The organism is Streptomyces sp. NPDC104371 (assembly GCF_055583785.1).
This window is the reverse complement of sequence record NZ_JBVJNF010000001.1, coordinates 438,262-457,001: the sequence shown is the minus strand read 5'-3', so window position 1 is coordinate 457,001 and position 18,740 is coordinate 438,262. Positions and strand designations below refer to the sequence as shown.

17 protein-coding genes are annotated in these 18,740 nt (G+C 72.6%); 11 read left to right on the top strand and 6 right to left on the bottom strand.

Features of this window, described 5'->3' with window-relative positions:
• Positions 1-30 precede the first annotated feature (30 nt).
• Positions 31-849, top strand: a complete 819-nt coding sequence (locus tag ACZ60T_RS02145; protein WP_469663678.1) for an alpha/beta fold hydrolase — start codon at positions 31-33, stop codon at positions 847-849.
• Between the two features lie 41 nt (positions 850-890).
• Here ACZ60T_RS02145 and ACZ60T_RS02140 read toward each other — a convergent pair whose 3' ends face one another.
• Positions 891-1,439, bottom strand: a complete 549-nt coding sequence (locus ACZ60T_RS02140; protein ID WP_469663676.1) for a YciI family protein — start codon at positions 1,437-1,439, stop codon at positions 891-893.
• A gap of 207 nt (positions 1,440-1,646) precedes the next feature.
• Between ACZ60T_RS02140 and ACZ60T_RS02135 the strand changes: the two genes are divergently transcribed.
• On the top strand, positions 1,647-2,450 hold the full coding sequence (locus ACZ60T_RS02135) for an ABC transporter ATP-binding protein (protein ID WP_469663674.1): 804 nt from the start codon (positions 1,647-1,649) through the stop codon (positions 2,448-2,450).
• Positions 2,447-4,990 carry an FtsX-like permease family protein gene (locus ACZ60T_RS02130; RefSeq protein WP_469663672.1) on the top strand — a complete coding sequence of 848 codons (2,544 nt, stop codon included), beginning with the start codon at positions 2,447-2,449 and terminating at the stop codon, positions 4,988-4,990. The genes ACZ60T_RS02135 and ACZ60T_RS02130 overlap by 4 nt, the downstream gene beginning before the upstream one ends.
• 64 nt (positions 4,991-5,054) lie before the next feature.
• Here ACZ60T_RS02130 and ACZ60T_RS02125 read toward each other — a convergent pair whose 3' ends face one another.
• Together ACZ60T_RS02125 and ACZ60T_RS02120 are read right to left on the bottom strand one after the other, a co-directional pair.
• On the bottom strand, positions 5,055-5,852 hold the full coding sequence (locus tag ACZ60T_RS02125) for an alpha/beta fold hydrolase (protein WP_469663670.1): 798 nt from the start codon (positions 5,850-5,852) through the stop codon (positions 5,055-5,057).
• Between the two features lie 116 nt (positions 5,853-5,968).
• A complete protein-coding gene (locus ACZ60T_RS02120) occupies positions 5,969-6,478 on the bottom strand; it encodes a carboxymuconolactone decarboxylase family protein (protein ID WP_469663668.1) in 510 nt (169 codons plus the stop codon).
• A 22-nt stretch (positions 6,479-6,500) separates the two neighbouring features.
• Between ACZ60T_RS02120 and ACZ60T_RS02115 the strand changes: the two genes are divergently transcribed.
• Entirely contained in the window at positions 6,501-7,055 is a 555-nt protein-coding gene (locus ACZ60T_RS02115) for a MarR family winged helix-turn-helix transcriptional regulator (RefSeq protein ID WP_469663666.1), read from the top strand.
• A 67-nt stretch (positions 7,056-7,122) separates the two neighbouring features.
• Here ACZ60T_RS02115 and ACZ60T_RS02110 read toward each other — a convergent pair whose 3' ends face one another.
• Positions 7,123-7,491 (bottom strand): hypothetical protein, encoded by a 369-nt coding sequence (locus tag ACZ60T_RS02110; RefSeq protein ID WP_469663664.1) that lies wholly within the window; start codon positions 7,489-7,491, stop codon positions 7,123-7,125.
• Positions 7,492-7,875: 384 nt separating this feature from the next.
• Between ACZ60T_RS02110 and ACZ60T_RS02105 the strand changes: the two genes are divergently transcribed.
• The 5 genes from ACZ60T_RS02105 to ACZ60T_RS02085 all read left to right on the top strand — a co-directional run bounded on the left by ACZ60T_RS02105 (position 7,876) and on the right by ACZ60T_RS02085 (position 13,246).
• Positions 7,876-8,652 carry a hypothetical protein gene (locus ACZ60T_RS02105; RefSeq protein ID WP_469663662.1) on the top strand — a complete coding sequence of 259 codons (777 nt, stop codon included), beginning with the start codon at positions 7,876-7,878 and terminating at the stop codon, positions 8,650-8,652.
• Between the two features lie 85 nt (positions 8,653-8,737).
• Positions 8,738-9,643, top strand: a complete 906-nt coding sequence (locus ACZ60T_RS02100; RefSeq protein ID WP_469663660.1) for a universal stress protein — start codon at positions 8,738-8,740, stop codon at positions 9,641-9,643.
• A gap of 109 nt (positions 9,644-9,752) precedes the next feature.
• Entirely contained in the window at positions 9,753-10,766 is a 1,014-nt protein-coding gene (locus ACZ60T_RS02095) for a 2-hydroxyacid dehydrogenase (protein ID WP_469663658.1), read from the top strand.
• A 279-nt stretch (positions 10,767-11,045) separates the two neighbouring features.
• Positions 11,046-12,635 (top strand): oleate hydratase, encoded by a 1,590-nt coding sequence (locus tag ACZ60T_RS02090; RefSeq protein WP_469663656.1) that lies wholly within the window; start codon positions 11,046-11,048, stop codon positions 12,633-12,635.
• Between the two features lie 128 nt (positions 12,636-12,763).
• On the top strand, positions 12,764-13,246 hold the full coding sequence (locus ACZ60T_RS02085; protein ID WP_365632056.1) for a DUF6328 family protein: 483 nt from the start codon (positions 12,764-12,766) through the stop codon (positions 13,244-13,246).
• Between the two features lie 33 nt (positions 13,247-13,279).
• On the opposite strand, the gene ACZ60T_RS02080 is transcribed toward ACZ60T_RS02085, so the two are convergent.
• Complete coding sequence (locus tag ACZ60T_RS02080; protein ID WP_469663654.1) at positions 13,280-14,290, bottom strand: hypothetical protein; 1,011 nt, start codon at positions 14,288-14,290, stop codon at positions 13,280-13,282.
• 286 nt (positions 14,291-14,576) lie between these two features.
• Between ACZ60T_RS02080 and ACZ60T_RS02075 the strand changes: the two genes are divergently transcribed.
• Complete coding sequence (locus tag ACZ60T_RS02075; protein ID WP_469663652.1) at positions 14,577-16,367, top strand: CoA transferase; 1,791 nt, start codon at positions 14,577-14,579, stop codon at positions 16,365-16,367.
• A gap of 105 nt (positions 16,368-16,472) precedes the next feature.
• The gene (locus ACZ60T_RS02070; protein ID WP_469663650.1) at positions 16,473-17,123 is read left to right on the top strand and encodes a hypothetical protein; all 651 of its coding nucleotides are present in this window, start codon (positions 16,473-16,475) and stop codon (positions 17,121-17,123) included.
• On the opposite strand, the gene ACZ60T_RS02065 is transcribed toward ACZ60T_RS02070, so the two are convergent.
• Positions 17,083-18,711, bottom strand: a complete 1,629-nt coding sequence (locus ACZ60T_RS02065; protein ID WP_469663649.1) for a class I adenylate-forming enzyme family protein — start codon at positions 18,709-18,711, stop codon at positions 17,083-17,085. The two genes, ACZ60T_RS02070 and ACZ60T_RS02065, sit on opposite strands and share 41 nt — an antisense overlap.
• Positions 18,712-18,740: the final 29 nt, after the last annotated feature.

Below are 18,740 nucleotides of genomic sequence, written 5' to 3'. Positions count from 1 at the left end.
AACCGCCCATGACCCTTCGGAGAACCCCGCATGACCTGGACCGAACGCACCGTGATGCGCGACGGCGTCCGGCTGTCCTGCCGGGACTGGGGTGGGTCCGGTCCGCCCGTCGTCCTGTTGCACGGGCTGGCCGGACATGTCGGTGAATGGGACGCCGTCGCAAGGGAGTTGAGGTCTCGCCATCGCGTTGTCGCCGTGGACCAGCGAGGGCACGGAGCCAGTGAGCGCCGTCCGGCCGATGTGTCCCGCGCCGCGTACGTCGCCGATGTCGTCGCCGTCACGCACGGGCTCGGCCTGCACCGGCCCGTCCTGGTCGGCCAGTCGCTCGGGGGACACTGCGCCCTGCTCACCGCCGCCGCGCACCCCGAGCTGTGCTCCGCGCTCGTGCTCGTCGAGGCCGGTCCCGGCAGCGCGAACCCCAACGTGCAGGCGAAGATGGGGGGTTGGCTCGACTCCTGGCCCACGCCGTTCCCCTCACAGGAGGCCGCCGTCGCGTTCCTCGGTGGCGGACCGGTCGGTGAGGGCTGGGCGGCGGGGTTGGAGGAACGCGACGGCGGTTGGTGGCCTCGCTTCGACCGTGACGTGATGGTCGACTCCCTGGCGGAGAACGCCCGGCGCTCCTTCTGGGCCGAGTGGGCGAGCATCACCTGCCCGACCCTGGTGGTGCTCGCCCAGTCCGGCATCCTCCCCGCGAACGAGGTCGACGGCATGTTCGGGCGCCGTCCGCAGACGGTGGCGGTGAGCGTACTCGGGGCCGGGCACGATCTGCACCTGGAACGGCCTGCCGTCCTGGGAGGTCTCCTGCGGGAGTTCCTGGGGGAAGTCGTCGAACAGCCGGTCCGAGGGTAGATCTGAGTTGCTGTCAGGTCTCCCCGGAGGGGCTCAGTACCTCAACGCCGCCCGCCAGGCTGCCAGTTGTGCACCTCGACAGCCGCGTACCGGTCCACCGTCAGGACGGCGCGCGCCCGGTCCGGGTCCGGCGCCCGTACCAGCGCCGCGGTGCCCAGCCAGGTCGCGCCGTCGTCGGACAGCAGTGGCCCGTAGGCGATCAGCCCGTCCTGGTCGAGCGGCACCGTGAGATCGGCCGGCCGCCCCTCGCCGAGCCCGAGCACCAGGTACCGGTCGCCGTCGGCCAGGTCGCCGGGGAAGTCCCACATGGTGCGCCCCAGGAGGTTGCGCCACCGTCGCAGCAGCACATCCCGGTAGGCACCGGCCTGGTAGGTCGGCTCGTCGAAGGCGAACGCGCGGGCCGCGGCGGGATCGGGCAGATCGACGATGTGCACACTGCCGGTGGGCGTCTCGCCGTCGTCGGCCAGCGTCGGACCCCGGGCGATCATCTCCTTCGCGTACTCGTCCATGTACGACCAGTGCTCTTGCAGCAGTGCCTTGCGCAGCCCGAAGGAGCCGGGCCGGTCGCGGTGATAGCAGAAGTACTCCATGCCCGAAGGATCTCCCCAAGAAGGGCGGCGGGTCGAGCGGTTTCGCTGTCGGCCTGCCGCGCGGCGCTCCCGGCGGGCAGACCCCAGGCCGGTGGGTGGGGACAGCTACACCTCAGGACACCGGTGAGCACCATGGGCCGGGCCCCGCTCCCCTTCCTACCGTGGATCACACCCCGTTGACCTGCGGCAGAAGGAGCAAGGACCACCATGGTGGCATGGCACGAGCGGCCCCCGAGCGAGCGACGGCAAGTCGCCGAGCCCGCAGTCGAGTTGAGCGCGTTGCGGCGCGCCTACACAGGCAGGCAGGGGACCGTGCACGCACTGCGGGGCGTCGATCTCACGCTGTGGCGGGGCACGTTCAGCGCGGTGATGGGGCCTTCCGGCTCGGGCAAGAGCACGCTGCTGCAGTGCGCGGCCGGGCTGGACCGCCCGGACTCCGGCACGGTCCTGCTCGGCGGGCAGGACATCACCCGGCTCAGCGAGAACCAGCTCACCCGGCTGCGCCGCCGCGGCGTCGGCTTCGTCTTCCAGGCCTTCAACCTGCTGCCCGCGCTGACCGTGGCGCAGAACGTGCTGCTGCCGCTGCGGCTGGCCGGTGAGCGCCAGGACCGGGCGCGCGCACGGGAGTTGCTGGCCCAGGTGGGTCTGCCCGACCACGCCGACCGCCGCCCCGGCGAGCTGTCGGGCGGGCAGCAGCAGCGCGTGGCCATCGCCCGCGCCCTGATCACCCGGCCCGACGTGGTGTTCGCCGACGAGCCGACCGGCGCGCTGGACACCCGTACCGCGCAGGAGGTCCTGGGCCTGCTGCGGCACGCGGTGGACACCCTGGGCGCGACCGTCGTCATGGTCACCCACGACCCGGCAGCCGCCTCCCACGCGGACCGGGTCCTGTTCCTCGCCGACGGGCTGCTAGTGGACGAACTGGTCCGCCCCGACGCGGGAACGGTCGCCGCCCGGATGGCCACGCTGACCCGCCCCGTGGGCGGCTCCTACGCGGGGCGCGCCGCATGACGAACGGACTGGCCCGTGCCTGTGTGCGCTTCCGTCCGGCCTCGTTCGTGGGTTCCCTGGTGGCCCTGCTGTTCGCCTCCGCGATCACCACCGCCTGCGGTCTGCTGTTGCAGACCGGCGTCACGGTCGACAGCGCGCCCGTCCGGTACGCGCACACCCCCGTGGTGGTCGCCGCCGAACCGTACGCCCAGATCACCCGCAGGACAGGTGAGAACCGGGAGACCGTCCAGACGCCGCTGCCGGAACGCGCCCGGGTCGACACCCGGTTGGCGGCCCGGATCGCCGCCCGGCCCGGCGTCGCGGCGGCGATCGCCGACCTCTCCTTCCCGGTGCAGGCCTCGCGAGGTGGCGCGCTGCCCCCGCTCACCGGCCATGGCTACGCCTCCACGGGGCTCCGTACCTCCGCTGCCTCCGGTGTTCTCGCGGCCGGGCGCGCGCCGTCGGCGGGGGAGGTCGTCCTGGACGAAGCGACCGCGCACACCGCCGGGTTGGCGCCCGGTGCACGGGTGGCCCTGACGGCGCCGGGCGCGTCCGGCACCTATCGGATCTCCGGAGTGGCACCGGCGCGGGCCGGTGCGGCGACCGTATGGTTCGCCGACCCGGATGCCGAGCGGCTGTCCGGGCATCCGGGCCGGGCCGATGCCATCGCCGTCCACGCGCGCACAGGTGTGACCGACGACGAACTGGCCCGGCAGGTACGCAAGGCGGTCGACGGCAAGGCGAAGGTCCTCACGGGCGTCGCCCGCGGCGCCGCCGAGCAACCCGGGCTGGCCGAAGCACGGGAGGCACTGACCGGCCTGGGCGGCTCCTTCGGCGGTATCGCCGTGATGACCGCCGTCTTCGTCGTGGCGAGCACCGTCGGACTCGCCGTCGGCCAACGCGCCCGCGAATTCGCCCTGTTGCGGGCCGTCGGCGCCACACCGCGGCAGATCCGCCGCACCGTGGCCACCGAGGCCGCGCTCATCGCCCCGGTCGCCGGAGCGATCGGCGTCCTGCCCGGTCTGCTGCTGGCGCGCTGGTGGTTCGGGGAACTGGTCAGCCGCGGTGTGGTGCCCGAGGGGCTGCGGCTCGACACCGGGGTGATCCCGATGGCCGTGGCCGTCGGCGTGACCGTCCTCACGGCCCTGACCGCCGGGTACGTCGCCGCCCGGCGCCCCGCGCGGCTGCGCCCCTCCGAAGCGATCGGGGAAGCGGCGGCCGAACCGAACCGCCTCGGGCGCGTACGCATCCTGTCGGGCCTGGTCATGCTGGGTGGCGGGGTGACGCTGTCCGTGCTCGCCGCCGGGCTCGACGGATCCCAGGCCGCCAACACCGCGCTCGGTGTGGTGCTGTGCCTGCTGATGGCGGTGGCCCTGCTCGGCCCGTTGCTCGCCCGGCTCTTCGCCACCGTGCTCGGCGCCGCGCTGCGGGCCGGTGCCGGTGCGCCCGGTTCGCTCGCCGCCGACAACGCGCGGGTCAACGCCCGCCGTATGGCCTCGGCGATCACTCCCATCGCGATGGTCGCCGCGTTCTGCGGGACGCTGCTGTTCCTCCAGACCACGATCGCTCATGTGTCCGCCCAGCAGGCCCGAGCGGGCATCGTCGCCGACCGGGTGATCACCACGACCGGGCCGGGCCTGCCCGCCTCGACCGCCGAACGGGCCGCCCGGATCCCGGGAGTCGAGGCGAGCGTCGGGGTGCTGCGCACGGCCGTCGTCCATCGCTTCGACGGCGCGCTGTCCTCGGCGACCGCGCTGGGCGTCTCCGGAGACCCGGCCCGACTGCCGCAGGTGCTCGACCTCGGCGTCAAGACGGGCTCCCTGGGCGCGCTGGGCACGTCGGAGCAGACCGTCGCGGTCGACGAGATCCTGGCCGCGGAGGTCGGCCTGAAGGTCGGTGACCGCTTCGAACTGTGGCTCGGCGACGGCACCCGGGTACGCCCGAAGGTGGTCGCGACGTACGCGCGAGGACTCGGCCTCGGCCAGGTCCTGCTGCCGCGCGCCGCCGTGGCACCGCACGTCACCGCGGCGTACGACGCCCAGGTACTGGTCAAGGAGACATCGAGCGGCCAACCGGCGGCGGTCGCCGCGCAGTTGAGGGACCTCGGTCCGGGGCTGACCGTCCTGGACGCCGCCGGTTACACCGCCCAGGTGGGACATGACCTGGAGATCAACGCCTGGGCGAACCGTGTGATGGCCGCGGTACTCGGAGGGTTCGCCGCCATCGCCGTCGCCAACACGCTCGTCATGACCGTGCTGGACCGCAAGCGCGAGGTCGGGCTGCTGCGCCTGGCCGGTACGACCCGGCGTCAGGTGCGCGGCATGATGCGCTGGGAGGCCCTTCTGACAGCGGTCACCGGTCTGCTGATCGGTGGGGCGATCGCCGGGCTCGTCCTGTTCCCGATCGCGCGCGGGGTGACCGGGTCCGCGCCGTACGTACCGGCGGGCACCGCCTTGTCGTTGGCGGCGGGAACGCTGCTGCTCGCCTTGGGCGCGATGGGTCTGCCGACCCGAGGCCTGCTGCGCGCGCGTCCGCTGGACGCCGGTACCGCACGGAGCTGACGGAAGCCGGATCCGGGAAGTCACGTCCCCCGCGGCGGGCGGCGCGGCTTCCCGGATCCAATGCTCAGCTTCCTGGCGCGGCGTCCAGGAACGGCAGGACCGCCCCCGTCAGCGACGGGGAGGTGAGCACGGTGTCATGCGTGGTGTCCGGCAGGACGGCCAGCCGGGTCGCCGCGCGCCCGGCCCCGTCCCAGCCGGGGTGACGCAGGCCGCCGCCGAGCAGGCCGAAGAACTCCACGACATGCGCGGGCCGTACGGCGTCGGCGTCCCCGAACACCAGCAGGGTCGGTGCGGTGATCGCCTTCACCTCCACTGTCCAGTCGTAGTCCTGGTTCTTCAACTCGGCGATCTTGCCGATGAGTCGCGGCCAGTCCTCGAGCCGGGGCGCGAGGCGCGTGTACAGCTCGTAGGGCGGGGACTGCTTCATCGGCTCGGCAGCCGCGGCGGTCATCCGGTCCATCTGGGCCACGACCTCGGGGAACCAGCCGTCCCGCTTGCACGGCGTGGAGATCACCACCAGGCGGCGCACCAGGTCCGGATGGCGGAAGGCGGTGCACAGCGCCACATCGGCGCCGAAGGAGTAGCCCAGCACGTCCGCCCGCGCCAGGCCCAGATGCCCGAGGAGGGCGGCGATGTCGTCCGCCATCAGCTCGGGGCGCAGCGGGCGGTCGATGTCCGCCGTACGCCCGTGCCCTTGCAGGTCGACCAGGATCACCCGGCGCCGCTCGCCCAGGGCGGGCAGGAGGGGTGCGAACATCTCGCCCGCCCCCAACCCGCCGTGCAGCAGCACCAACGGCTGCCCCGGACCCGAGCCGTGCTCCTCGAAGTACAGGGACAGTCCGCCCACGTCGGCGTAGCTCACTCGGCTCACCCTTCCCCTTCCGATGAACGGACGAACAGTCGGTCATCGCAGGGACAGACGCCGATGGCCCGCCGAACTCATCGGTCCGGGGCGGCCGTTGTCGCGAGGTGCTGCTCTCACACGGCCTTGACGAGACGGTTGGCGAGCGTCGACATCGTGTACGTACCGATCCCCATGATGACTTCGAGAGCGTTGCGCTCCGTGTAACCCTGCGCCAGCAGGGACTTGAGCGTGTCGTCGGCCACGGCGCCCGCGGTGGCCACGGTGGCGAGCGTGAACGTCCGTATCGTCTCGAGCCGTTCGTCGGACAGCGGGCGCTCCTCGCGCAGGGCGGCGATGAGTTCGGTGTCCGCGTCGAGCTTGCGGAGCTTGCCGGTGTGGATGGCGACGCAGACATGGCACTGGTTGCGGACGGCGATCGTCATGATGACGACCTCCCGGGACAGCGGATCCAGTGTGCACTGCTCGAAGCTCGCGCTCAGGGACAGGAAGCCGTTGAGCAGTTCGGGCGACGTGGCCAGACGCGCCACCGCGTCGGGCAGCGTGCCGCCCCATGCCTTGGCCACGGCCTGCATCGTCGGTCGGGACTCCTGCGGAGCGCTCTCCACGGTGTGGGCGGGGAACATGCACCCTCCTAAGGTGGTCAACATGGCTGACGATCAGATGGTAAACCAGGTTGACCTTCTTGGCGAGGGTGCGGGGGAACGGGGGCGAGCGAAGAGCGCGGATACGGGTCGGTCGAGGGCCGGGTACGAACTCCCGCTGCTGCTGTTCGCCGGGTTCCGCACGCTCATCGACGCGGTGCACGCCGAACTCGCCCGGCAAGGCCATCCGGACGCCCGTCCCGCGCACGGGTTCGCCCTCCAGGCGATCGGCCCGGACGGAGCCGCCGCCAGCGACATCGCCCGCCGCCTGGGGATCTCCAAACAGGCCGCGGGCAAGACCGTGGACAAGCTGGTCGCCCTCGGCTACGCCGAACGCGCCGACGACCCCGCCGACGCCCGGCGCAGGCTCGTACGGCTGACCGCGCGGGGGCGCGACATGCTGGCCCGCTCGGCCGCGATCTTCGACACGTTGCGTGCGGACTGGGCCGCGGTCCTCGGCGAGGAGCGCCTGCGCGCCCTCGAGGACGACCTGCGGGCCGTGACGGTCCCCGGGGCCTTCCGGCTCGACGCGGCAGGGTGGATCGGCGGAACGAGCTGAGAGACGACCGGTGCCCCGGCAAGCACTGCCTGCCGGGGCACCGGTCGTCTCGGTCCTTGCTCCGAGGTCAGACCTCGCCACCGCGCCACGGCGGCGGGGTGGCCGACCTGCGCGCGGCCTCGTAGCGGTGCAGTACCCGGGTCAGTTGGCCCCGCAGCCGGTCCTGCAGCCGGTCCGCGAGTTCATGGGCCGTCGCCTCCTGGGCATGGACGACCACGTAGGTGTTCCGCACGACCAGTTCGGCCACGGCGGTCCAGGGCCGCGCGGTGTGGTGCGCCGCCGCCTTGGCGATCCTCACCTCACCGCCGGCGAGGGGGACCCCCGGCCGGTCGAGGAGCGCGTCGACCTTGGACTGGATGTAGGCCAGAGCCTCCTCCACGTTCCCTTCCGCCCGTACCCGTACGGCGACCATGGTGCCGGTGTTCTTGGCAGTCATGTGTCCGCTCCTTCTGATCGTGCTGATCGTTGGTCGGCAGGACCAGACTTCTGTGCGCGGCGGCTCGCGCCCATGGGCTGTCAGGCCCCACTGGGAGGCCCAATGGATCTAGCGACTTCGAGGGGGGCCTCGTCGGCCTATGCGCAGGTCAGAGCGGTGGGACGTTCAGCCCCATGGGCCGAGACCTTCGGCATCGGGCGCAAGCGGGCGGACCCGAGGAGAGTAGGGGGTGTCAGGAGAACGATGGCCTGAACATCCCCGAAGGGACCTGCCATGACCGCGCACGAGCACTCTCACCGGGGCCCGGTCTTCCACCTGCCTCCCTTCCGTAGACGCCGGGACCCCGCACCCGGAGGACGCGAGCCCACACCTGGACGCGAGCCGATGCCCGGACGGGAACCCGCCCCCGGACGGGAACCCGCCCCCGGACGTGAACCCGCGTCCGGGCGAGAAGCGGGACCGGGACCGGGGCGCGAGCCGATACCCGGACGGGAACCGGCGCCCGGACGTGAACCGGCGCCCGGACGTGAACCGGCGCCCGGACGTGAACCGGCGTCGGGGCGCGAACCCGCACGCGGACGGGAATCCGCACGCGGCCCCACCGCCACATCCGCATACGCCGCCTCGGCAGACACCCCCAGGCGCACCGCGGGCGCCCGAGCCCTCGCGGCTCTGCGCCTCCTCACCGGATTCATCTTCCTGTGGGCGTTCCTGGACAAGACCTTCGGCCTTCGCTACTCCACGCCGTCCGGCCAGGGCTGGATCGACGGAGGGTCGCCGACGAAGGGCTTCCTCAGCCGGGTCACGGTCGGACCGATGCAGTCGATCCTGCGCTCATGGGCCGGATCCTGGTGGGCGGACTGGCTGTTCATGCTCGGCCTGCTCTTCGTCGGGGTGGCTGTCATGGCCGGCGTGGCGCTGCGCCTGGCCGCGGTGGCCGGAACGCTGATGCTGGCGCTGATGTGGATCGCCTCCTGGCCCCCCGCCATCCACCGCGGGGACGGATCCCCGACCATGTCCACCAACCCGTTCGACAACTACCACGTGATCTACGCGGCCGCCCTGATCGCCGTCGCGGCGGCGGGCGCGGGCGCCACCTGGGGCCTGGGCCGACTATGGGCCCGGCTGCCGATCGTCCGCGACCACGCCTGGCTGCGCTGACCGCGGTACCCAGTGCCGCGACAGGCACGGGAAGAACCCTTGCAACACCACGGAATCGGGTCCCCCGATTCAGGAGGAGGAGACCATGCCCCGCACCATCACCGTGGGTCTCGACGGCTCGCCCGAGAGCCGTTCCGCCGCGGAATGGGCGGCCCGTGAAGCGACGCTGCGCGGACTGCCGGTCAAGCTGGTCCAGGCCTGGGAACCGATGTCCGAGCCCGTGGCCCTGGTACAGCTTCTCGGCGCCGACACCCGCCAGCACTGGACCGAGCGCATCCCGCGGGAGACCGCCGAGAACCTTCGGGAGTCCTACCCCGGCCTCGAGGTCACCACCGAGCAGCTCACCGGAGGCCCCGCCGAGGTCCTGACCCGCGAGGCGCAGGAAGCCGAACTGCTCGTCCTCGGCTCACGCGGCCTCAGCGGGCTCGGCGGCTTCCTGCTCGGCTCGGTCGGCCTCGCCGTCGTGGCGCGCACCGACCGCCCCGTCGTCCTGGTCCGCGCCGCCGACCAGACCAAGGGCAAGGAAGGCAAGGAGAGCGAGGGCGAGGACACCGCCGACACCACCGTCCGCCCCGTCGTCCTCGGCGTCGACATCGCCGAGCCCCACGAGAAGCTCATCGAGTTCGCCTTCGACACCGCCGCCCGCCATAAGGCCCCCCTGCGCGCCGTGCACGGCTGGAACCCGCCGCCGTACTACGCCTACGGCATGACCGTGGACGCCGGAGCGCACGAAGCACTGGCCAAGAGCGACGCCGCCGCCCTGGCCGAGGTGCTGCGCCCCTGGCGGGAGAAGTACCCCGACGTCGAGGTGGCCGAGGAGTGCCGCTGCGGCAGCCCGGCGAGCCTGCTGATCGAGGCCTCCCGCGACGCCTCGCTGGTCGTCGTGGGCCGCCGCATCCGCCGCGCCTCGGTCGGCGCCCACATCGGCTCCTTCACCCATGCGGTCCTGCACCACGCCACCGTCCCGGTCGCGGTGGTCCCGCACGACTGACAACCTGACCGAGAGACGGTGAACCGGCCGGGGGCGGCGTACGCCCCCGGCCGTCCCCATGAGCGCCTACGTGGGACGGGCGCGCGCACCGTTCGACGGGAGGAGAGCAGTGGAGATCATCGCGTACGGCGTCCTCGTGGACGAGGAGCCACTGCTGCGGGAAGAGTTCGGCAAGGCGTTCGGCGACCGGCACGAGCTGCGCTGTCTCCGGCTGTTCCTGGACAAGGACACCGTCCCGACCGCCTCCGGTCACGAGATCCTGCTCAGCAGCGTGAACGACACCCTGGACGCCGCGGTGCTGCGGACGCTGGCCGAGGGCGGCACCCGGATGATCGCCCAGCGCTCCACCGGCTACAACAACATCGACCTGAAGGCGGCCGAGGAGCTCGGGCTCTCGGTGGCCCGGGTCTCCTTCTACTCGCCGTACTCCGTCGCCGAGTTCGCCTGGACGCTGGCCCTCGCGATCGACCGCCGTATCGTCCGGGCCGCGCTGCGCACCCGGGACTTCGACTTCCGGCTCGACGGGCTGATGGGCCGCGATCTGCACGGCCGTACGGCCGGGGTGGTGGGCACGGGCAAGATCGGCGCGGCGTTCGCGCGGATCGCCCACGGCTTCGGGATGCGGCTGCTGGGCACCGACGTCGCGGAGAACCCCGAGTGTCTCGCCCTCGGCATGGAGTACGTCCCGCGCGAGCGGCTGTTCGCCGAGTCGGACCTGATCAGCCTGCATGTGCCGCTGCTGCCGGACACCCGCCATCTCGTCGACACCACGACCCTGGCGCTCATGAAGGACGACGCGATCCTGGTCAACACCGGGCGCGGCGGCCTCGTGGACACCGACGCGCTGCTGGAGACGCTGCGCGCGGGGCGGCTGGGCGGTGTCGGCCTCGACGTGTACGAGGAGGAGGCCGGCGTGTTCTTCCTCGACAAGTCGCTGGAAGTCATGACCGACGAACGCCTCGCCCGGCTGATGACCTTCAACAACGTCCTCGTCACCTCGCACCAGGCGTACTTCACCAAGGACGCCGTCGGCCAGATCGTCGAGACCACGGTGGCCAACATCGCGGACCACCTCGCGGGCCGCCATGGCGACAACACACTGGTCCGCCCCCGAGCCGCCTGACACCGGCCCCCTCGGGGCACCCGTTCGGGCCAACCGCAGGAGGACGGCCGACCCAGTCGCCTCCTGGGTCCGTCGGCATCTGACCAGGGACGATCGGCCCCTGCCCGCATCATCGCCGGGCGAGTTGACTGAGAACTACAGGCGCCGGGCCCCAGAACCCCCCGACGCCACACGTGCACATCTCGGCCGCGGTCGCGGCCGAACGCCACCCGCGGCGCACGGCCTCCCGACCACCGTCGGGCTCCCGTGCACCGCGGGCGGCCAGAATGGAGAGTCGTCATGACACACGCTCCGCAGCAGCCCCGCGCCTACTTCGCCGGTGGCGGCATCGCCTCGCTGGCCGCCGCCGTCTTCCTGATCCGCGACGGAGGCCTGCCCGGCGAGAACATCCACGTCCTGGAGGAACTCCCGCTCGTCGGCGGCGCGATGGACGGCGGCGGCGAGCCCGCCGGATACGTCAGCCGCGGCGGCCGGATGCTCGAGGACGAGGCCTACACCTGCGTGTGGAACCTCCTGGAGACCATCCCCACCCTCACCGACGACACCCTGTCGGTCCGCGAGGAGATCCGGCAGTTCAACATCAAGTGGCCCACCGAGGCGAAGGCCCGCCTGATCGGCGAGGGCACGACCGTCCTGGACGCCGCCGACTACGGCCTCGACACCCACGACCGGCTGGAACTGACGCGCCTGCTGATGCTGCCCGAAGCGGTCATCGGGGCCCGCCGGATCGAGGACTTCTTCTCCCCGCACTTCTTCGAGACCAACTTCTGGGCGATGTGGCGCACCACCTTCGCCTTCCAGACCTGGCACAGCGCCGTCGAACTCAGGCGCTACTTCCTGCGCTTCATCCAGGAGTTCCCGCGGATGCACACCCTCTCGGGCGTGCGCCGTACCCGGCTCAACCAGTACGACTCGATCATCCGCCCGGTGCGGGCCTGGCTGACGTCGCGCGGGGTGCGCTTCGAGCACGGCGTACGCGTCGTCGACGCCGACTTCACCACGGAGGAGGACGGCACCCGCCGCGTCCACCGGCTGCACCTGGAGCGCGACGGACAGCCGGAGACCCGCGACCTCGCCGAGACCGACCTCGCCTTCCTCACCATCGGCTCGATGACCGCCGACGCCTCCTACGGCAGCGACGACCGCGCCCCGGAGCTGATTCGCGACCTGCGCGACGGCGGCTGGCGGCTGTGGGAGACCCTCGCGGCCAAGGCGGACGACTTCGGGCGGCCGGCCGCCTTCCACGGCAACGTGGACGAGGCCAAGTGGGAGTCCTTCAGCCTCACCATGCGCAGCCCCCTGCTGCTGCACCGCATCGAGGAACTCTCCGGCAACCTCCCCGGCACCGGCGCGCTGATGACCTTCAAGGACTCCAACTGGCTGATGTCCATCGTCGTGCCGCACGCCCCGCACTTCGACGGCCAGCCGGAGGACGTGTACACCCTGTGGGGCTACGGCCTGTTCGTCGACAACGACGGTGACTTCATCGGCAAGCCGATGGCCGAGGCCACCGGCCGGGAGATCCTCACCGAACTCCTCGGCCACCTCGGCATGTCGGACATCGAGGACGAGGTCGCGGCGACCACCACCGTGATCCCGGTCATGATGCCCTACATCACCAGCCAGTTCGCCCCGCGCACCCCGAACGACCGGCCGCTGGTCATCCCGCGCGGCGCGGCCAACTTCGCCTTCCTCGGGCAGTTCACCGAGATCCCCGAGGACGTGGTCTTCACCGTCGAGTACTCCGTCCGCGGCGCCATGCACGCCGTCTACGGCCTTCTCGGCCTGCCCGACGAGATCCCCGGCATCTACCACGCCCTCGCCGATCCGAAGACCGCCTTCGGCGCGCTCAAGGCCGCGCTGGCCTGATGGCAAGTCCGGGGCGCGGGACGTGGGCGACCACATCCCGCGCCCCGGCCGTGCGTGCTCCGGTCGTACGCCGACACACACCCCGCCGCTGCTCGCGGGCCCCCGGTGCCGGGCGGACAGTAGGTGCCATGACCGACATGCCGGAACCGGACCCGCAGCACCCGCGCCGTGAGACACCGGAGGAACGCGCCGACCGCAACCTGATCGAACTGCTCCAGGAACTGCGGGTCGTGCTGACGGGCGTGCAGATCGTCTTCGCCTTCCTGCTCGGCGTGGCCTTCACCAGCCGCTTCCCGTACCTGGACCGCTTCCAGCACAGTACGTACGTGGTGACGCTGCTGCTCACCGTGATGGCCTCGGCCATCCTGGCCGCGCCCGTCGCCCTGCACCGCGGCCTGTTCCACCGGGGCGTGAAGCCGCGCATCGTGGCCCTGTCCGCCCGCCTCGCGCAGATCGGGCTGCTCTTCCTCGCCCTGGCGCTCAACGGGGCCGTCCTGCTGCTGATGGACATCGTGCTCGGACGTGTCGCGGCGATCGTCATCACCGCCCTCACCCTGCTGCTCTTCGCCGGGCTCTGGCTCGTGCTGCCGTGGGCGCTGCGCCGGGAGTGAACTGCCCTGGCATAGCGCTCTCGTGACGGCTCGTCAGCTTCGGGGCTCAGGGCGGGAAGGGGCCTCCCGCAGCAGGGACAGCCGCCGCGCGGTCAGTTCGTCGACGACGTCCGTGCCCGCGCGCCTGGCGGACTCCGGGCCGGACGCCTCCATCAGCAGGCTCGGGATCTTCGTCCCGTCGAACCGGGCGCAGACCAGCCGGTGGGCCGCGTACACCCGTTGCAACGCCGCGTCCAGCTCCAGGACCGCCGGGTCGTGGAGCCCCAGGGAGCGCAGGGAGGGCCGAGCCGCCCGGAGGGTCTTCACCAGCAGGGCGTGATCACGGGTCTGGAAGCCGCTGAAGCCCCGGCGGACCATCGGCGGAAGCATGGAGGGCCGCACCTCGTACTCGTAGTCCACGGGGCTGAGCCCGCCCGCGAACTTCATGGCGAGGGCGGAGTGGCGGCACATCTCCGACGCCAGCCCCAGCGCCCTGTTCGCCGCCCGCGCGTCGCCCGCCTTCAGCTCGCCCATGAAGCACTGGACGCCCGCGACGACGGCCTGGATGAGGACGAAGAAGAGCTGGTGTCCGACCCGCCAGTGCTCGTGCGGGCGCGGGCAGTCGGTCAGCGCCGCGTCGTCGTCGGCGGTGTGCGCGGGGCAGGCGGCGGGCGGCACGGCGGCGTCCGGGTACTCCAGCAGGCAACGCCAGCCCGACGACAGCACCTTCAGGTCGCGCGGGTCCCCGCAGCCGCAGCGCTCCTGGTGCGCGGCCACGACGTGATGCGTGTGCAGTCCGCCGAGCAGGAAGGCGTCCGTGGAGTGCTCCCTGGCCCGCGCGACCCCGAAGTAGACATCGTGCTCGTCGTGTTCGTCGTACCCCTCGACCCCCGGCCGGGGGATCACCGGGTCGCCCGCAGGGTGCGGTACGGCGTCCACGGCATCGAATCGCCGTGCCGCCGTGGCCAGTTCGGCCATACGGCGCGGCAGGGCGGCCGGGTCCGCCAGGACCAGCCATGGTTCCCGACACACCGGACACTCGCGGGCCTCGTGCACTGCGGCCACGGATCCCCCTCACCCTCAAAGCCATGACGCCGGCCACGCGGCGTCGAGCGATGACCATCGACCCTAGGTCTTCGCCCCACCCGTTCCAGCGGACCGTCACCGAACAAGCAGCGCACTGCAACGCCCAGGTCCGCGACGGCCGACGGCACTTGATGGCGGTGGTCATGTTCGCGTGGCCGGGATGGACAACACACGGGCGGACGCGGTCCGATGAACGGGCAGAGCCTGCACGCCGACCGGTCGCCCCAGGGCCTTCCAGCCCGTGGTTCTCGAAGGTAGGGACTGCATGAGCCACCCCGTCGTCGAGACACTCGCCCCGCTGTCCGGAACGCGCTGCGCCGTCGCGGGGACCAGCACCGCGGCGCGGGTGATGCGCGACCATCTGCGGTGCCTCGGCGGGGAGTTCGCGACCGACGGAGCCGACAGCGAGGGTGGTGACGGCGCCGACGACCACGCGGTGGCGGCCCGAGCAAGGGTGGACGGCCCGCTCGGAGCCGCCGGGACGGTGGTCCGCTGGGCCGACGTGCTGCCCGCCGACCTCGTCTTCGACGAGGCGTCCGCGCAGGCCGTGTGCGGCATCATGCACGTGCACGGCCGCCGCCACGGGCGCCCGCGGGCGCTGATGCTCGACGTCGCGGGCACCGCCGCCGGAGTCCTCGGCACCATCGGGCTGCTCGGTCAACTCGCCTGTGTCGACCCGGACATGGCGCGCCGGGCGGCGGCCACCGGGGTCGACCGCGCCGCCCTGCTGCTGAGCGCCCACTACCTGGCCGTCGCCTCCGCCGACTCCCCGCTCCCCGCGTGCCGCCCTGGCGGGCCCCCCTTTCGGAGCCTGGACGGGGTGTGGTTCGAGATCGAGGCCCTGGACGCCGAACCCTGGGCGCGCTTCTGGGCGGCTCTGGGGGCGCCGCGCGAGGCGGTTCGCGACGGCTGGCAGGCGTTCGCCGCACGCTTCTCCGTCGCCGCGGCCCCGCTGCCGCGCGCCCTGCACACCGCGACCCGCAGGCCCTTCGCCGAGGTGCGCGCGTCGGCCGAGCGGTGCGGGGTGAGCATCTGCCCGATCACGACGATCGCCGAGCGACGCCATGAACTGGGCCTGGACCAGCGGGCGTTGCCGCCCGACCCCTGGCTGCTCAGGCCCGGCCCGGAACCGGACCCGGCGGCACCCGACGCCGCGCGCTCCCGGACGGCCCGACCCGCGAGCGGACCCCTCGGCCCCCTCAGCGGCCTCGTCGTCCTGGAGGCCGGGCGCCGGATCCAGGGCCCGCTCGCCGCGCATCTGCTGCGGCTCCTGGGCGCCGAGGTCGTACGGGTCGAACCCCCCGGCGGCGACCCCATGCGGGGCATGCCGCCCCTGTGCGGCGACCACTCCGCCGTATGGCTGGCGCTCAACCACGGCAAGAGCGCCGTACAGATCGACATCAAGAGCGGGCGCGGACGGCGCGACCTGCTGGAGGCGGCCCGCGGCGCCGATGTCTTCCTGCACAACTGGGCGCCGGGCGCGGCCGATCGGCTCGGCCTGGACAGCGAGACCCTGCACCGGGCGAACCCCGCGCTGGTGTACGCCCACACCTCGGGCTGGTCGGACGCTGTACCGGAGCCGCCGTTGGGCACGGACTTCATGGTGCAGGCGCGGTCCGGCGTCGCCGACGCCCTGCGCCCCGACCCCGGCGAGCCGCCCCGCCCGACGCTGATGACGGTCGTGGACGCCCTCGGCGGCATGCTCGGCGCCGAAGCCGTGGTCGCCGGACTGCTGCACCGCCGACTGACCGGCCGCGGCAGCGCGGTGGAGTCCTCGCTGCTGTCGGCGGCGAACCTGCTGCTCGACCCGGTTCTCAGAAGCGGGCGCCCGCCGTACGGGCGGCGACCGGACCCCGTACCCGCCGCGCACGGCTGGGTCACCGTCCCCGACGCGGACGACCGGGGAGCGTACGACGGCCGGACGATCCCGGTGACGACGTCCCTGCGCGCCACCGACCCGGACGGACCACCGGCAGCCGTACTGACCACCACCGCCCACGGCTGCGCCCTGCCGCCCGGCCCCTGGTCGGCCGAGCCGCACCGGATATCACGGTAGACCTCCGGCGCCGTCCGCAACTCACCTCCCGCGACGGGGACTTCAGGGGTGCGCGCGGGCGAGACCGGCGCCGGGAACGCAAGCGACCACACTAGGGGGACATCCATGGTGGCTTCGCCGACGGGACAGGACTGCTGGCACATCGTGCCGCCCCGGCCGCTGCGGGTGCTGTGCCTGCGGCACACAGGGGAGGGGGAGTTCTGGCTGAACACCTGGCGCACACTGACCGCGCTGCTCTTCGAATGGGGGCTCGCCGGACCGCACACCCGCGCGGTCGGCGTGCTCTACGACCTCCCGGACCGGCCGGACGGCGGGATCCGCTACGACGCCTGCCTGAGCGTGGACCAGGCGGACGTGATCGAAGGCGACGTCTGGCGCTGCCTGGACAGCGTGCGCGGGCTCAGGTACGAGGTCATCATGAGCGAGGCGCCGCTCGCCCGGGTCGGCTCGCGGCACTCCCGGCGCCTGACCGACATGTCGGTGACCAGCGGTACGTGGGCGAAGAAGCCGCGCAGGGGCTCGGGCCTCGGCGCCCCGCTGTACGAGGTCTATCCGTGCAGCCCCATCTTCCTCGAAGGAGATGTCCCGGTGGTCGAGTGGTACCAGACCGTCCACGCCGCCCAGGACGGTCCGGTGCGTTGTGGCTCAGGTGGCTCAGGTGGCTCAGGTGGCTTGGGCGGTTCGGGCGGCTCGATCGGCTCGGTCGGTGAGCTGGTCAGTCGGCGGCATCGAGGCCACGACACGCGATCGTCCTGAGCCGGCGCCGGTCCACCTTGCCGGTCGGGGTGTGCGGCAACTCGCCCAGCAGCACCAGGCGTTCGGGGAGCTTGCGGTCCTCCAGCGCCCGGTGCCGCAGGCGGGCGACGAGATCCTCCAGGGTGAGCGTCGCGCCGGGGGCGGGCACCACGCAGGCGCACAGCCGTTCGCCCATCAGCGGGTCCGGCACGCCCACACACGCGGCGTCGCGCACCCCGTCGAGCTGGACCAGCACCTGTTCGACCTCCAGCGGGCTGATGCTCGCCCCGCCCCTGACGACGATCTCCTTGCGCCGGTCCACGACCGTCAGCCTGCCCTCGGCATCCAGCCTCCCGAGGTCGTCCGTCCGCACCCACCCGCCCGGAGTCCGGTACCGGGTGTTGAGATGGGGAGCGCCCACGTAGCACAGCGGGGTGAAGGGGCCGCGGGCCACGATCTCGCCGACCTGCCCGGGGCCGACGTCGTTCAGGTCGTCGTCCACCACCCTGATGTCCACGATCGCCGGATTGGGACGGCCCGACTTGGCGCCCTCGGCGTCGTCGGAGATCGTGCAGTGCACCCCGTCCGACGATCCGTACGTGCTGATGACGGGGCACGCGAAGAGCGCGGCGGCCCGGCGCGCGGTGGCGTCGTCCAGCTTCGCGCCGCCGACGACCACGGCGCGTACGCCGGTGAGGTCCGCGGTGGCGGCCGACGGGTCGCCGGCCATCATCCGCAGCATGGTGGGCACCCCGAAGACATGGCTGGGGCGGTGGCGGGTGATCAGGCGGAGCGCCTCGGCCGCGTCGAACCGCGCCTGGAGGACCAGCGTGCCGCCGTGCACCACGAGCGTTCCCACGGTGGCGTTGCTGCCGAACGCGGCGGACAGCGGCACCAGCCACAGGCTCCGGGGCCGTTCGCCGGGGTCGAGGACCTCGCCGACGACGGCGCCGAGGCCGGTGGCGAGCGCGTTGTGCGAGAAGGCCACCATCTTCGGGGCGGCCTCGCTGCCCGAGGACACCATGATCCGCGCGGCACCGTCCGGATCCGGGCGCACGGGCGCGGCAGGTGTGCGGCGCAGCAGATCGTCCAGGCAGGGGGCGCGGTCCGTGCGCTGAGCCGAGACCACCGTGTGCAGATGGGGCAGGGTACGGGTGAGCGCGAGCGCCGGGGTCAGGTAGTCGTGGCCCCGATGGGTGCCGGGGACGATGACGCAACTCGCCCTGGCCCCGGCGAGCAGCGCGGCGGCCTCCTTGCCGCCGCGCCCCGGCGGGAACGGCAGCAGGACGGCGCCCAGCGCGGCGACCGCCAGTTCGGCCACGCACGACAGACGGCTGTTCGGCAACTGGACCCCGACCACATCGCCCTGCTTGACGCCGTGTTCGGCGAGGCCGCCCGCCAACCGCAGGGCCAGGTCGCGCAGTTGACCGAAGCCGGTCTCGCCCTCGGTGTCGATGACGGCGGTCCGGTCGCCCGACCTGCGCGCCTGCTCCTCGAACAGGCTGAACAGGTCGAGATCGCGGTAGAGACCCTGAGCGGCCCAGCGACGGCGCAGGGGATACGGCACGAGATCGGTGAGGAAGGACGTCGAATGGTCGGTGGTGGTCAACAGGCACCTCCAGGTCCGGCGACGTGTCG

Bases quoted from the DNA above. Each gene is read 5' to 3' on its own strand.
- ACZ60T_RS02085 (WP_365632056.1), top strand. From the start codon at position 12,764: ATGACCGACATGCCGGAACCGGACCCGCAGCACCCGCGCCGTGAGACA.
- ACZ60T_RS02120 (WP_469663668.1), bottom strand. From the start codon at position 6,478: ATGTTCCCCGCCCACACCGTGGAGAGCGCTCCGCAGGAGTCCCGACCG.
- ACZ60T_RS02130 (WP_469663672.1), top strand. From the start codon at position 2,447: ATGACGAACGGACTGGCCCGTGCCTGTGTGCGCTTCCGTCCGGCCTCG.
- ACZ60T_RS02090 (WP_469663656.1), top strand. From the start codon at position 11,046: ATGACACACGCTCCGCAGCAGCCCCGCGCCTACTTCGCCGGTGGCGGC.
- ACZ60T_RS02075 (WP_469663652.1), top strand. From the start codon at position 14,577: ATGAGCCACCCCGTCGTCGAGACACTCGCCCCGCTGTCCGGAACGCGC.
- ACZ60T_RS02115 (WP_469663666.1), top strand. From the start codon at position 6,501: ATGGCTGACGATCAGATGGTAAACCAGGTTGACCTTCTTGGCGAGGGT.
- ACZ60T_RS02145 (WP_469663678.1), top strand. From the start codon at position 31: ATGACCTGGACCGAACGCACCGTGATGCGCGACGGCGTCCGGCTGTCC.
- ACZ60T_RS02100 (WP_469663660.1), top strand. From the start codon at position 8,738: ATGCCCCGCACCATCACCGTGGGTCTCGACGGCTCGCCCGAGAGCCGT.
- ACZ60T_RS02070 (WP_469663650.1), top strand. From the start codon at position 16,473: ATGGTGGCTTCGCCGACGGGACAGGACTGCTGGCACATCGTGCCGCCC.
- ACZ60T_RS02135 (WP_469663674.1), top strand. From the start codon at position 1,647: ATGGTGGCATGGCACGAGCGGCCCCCGAGCGAGCGACGGCAAGTCGCC.
- ACZ60T_RS02140 (WP_469663676.1), bottom strand. From the start codon at position 1,439: ATGGAGTACTTCTGCTATCACCGCGACCGGCCCGGCTCCTTCGGGCTG.
- ACZ60T_RS02110 (WP_469663664.1), bottom strand. From the start codon at position 7,491: ATGACTGCCAAGAACACCGGCACCATGGTCGCCGTACGGGTACGGGCG.
- ACZ60T_RS02105 (WP_469663662.1), top strand. From the start codon at position 7,876: ATGCCCGGACGGGAACCCGCCCCCGGACGGGAACCCGCCCCCGGACGT.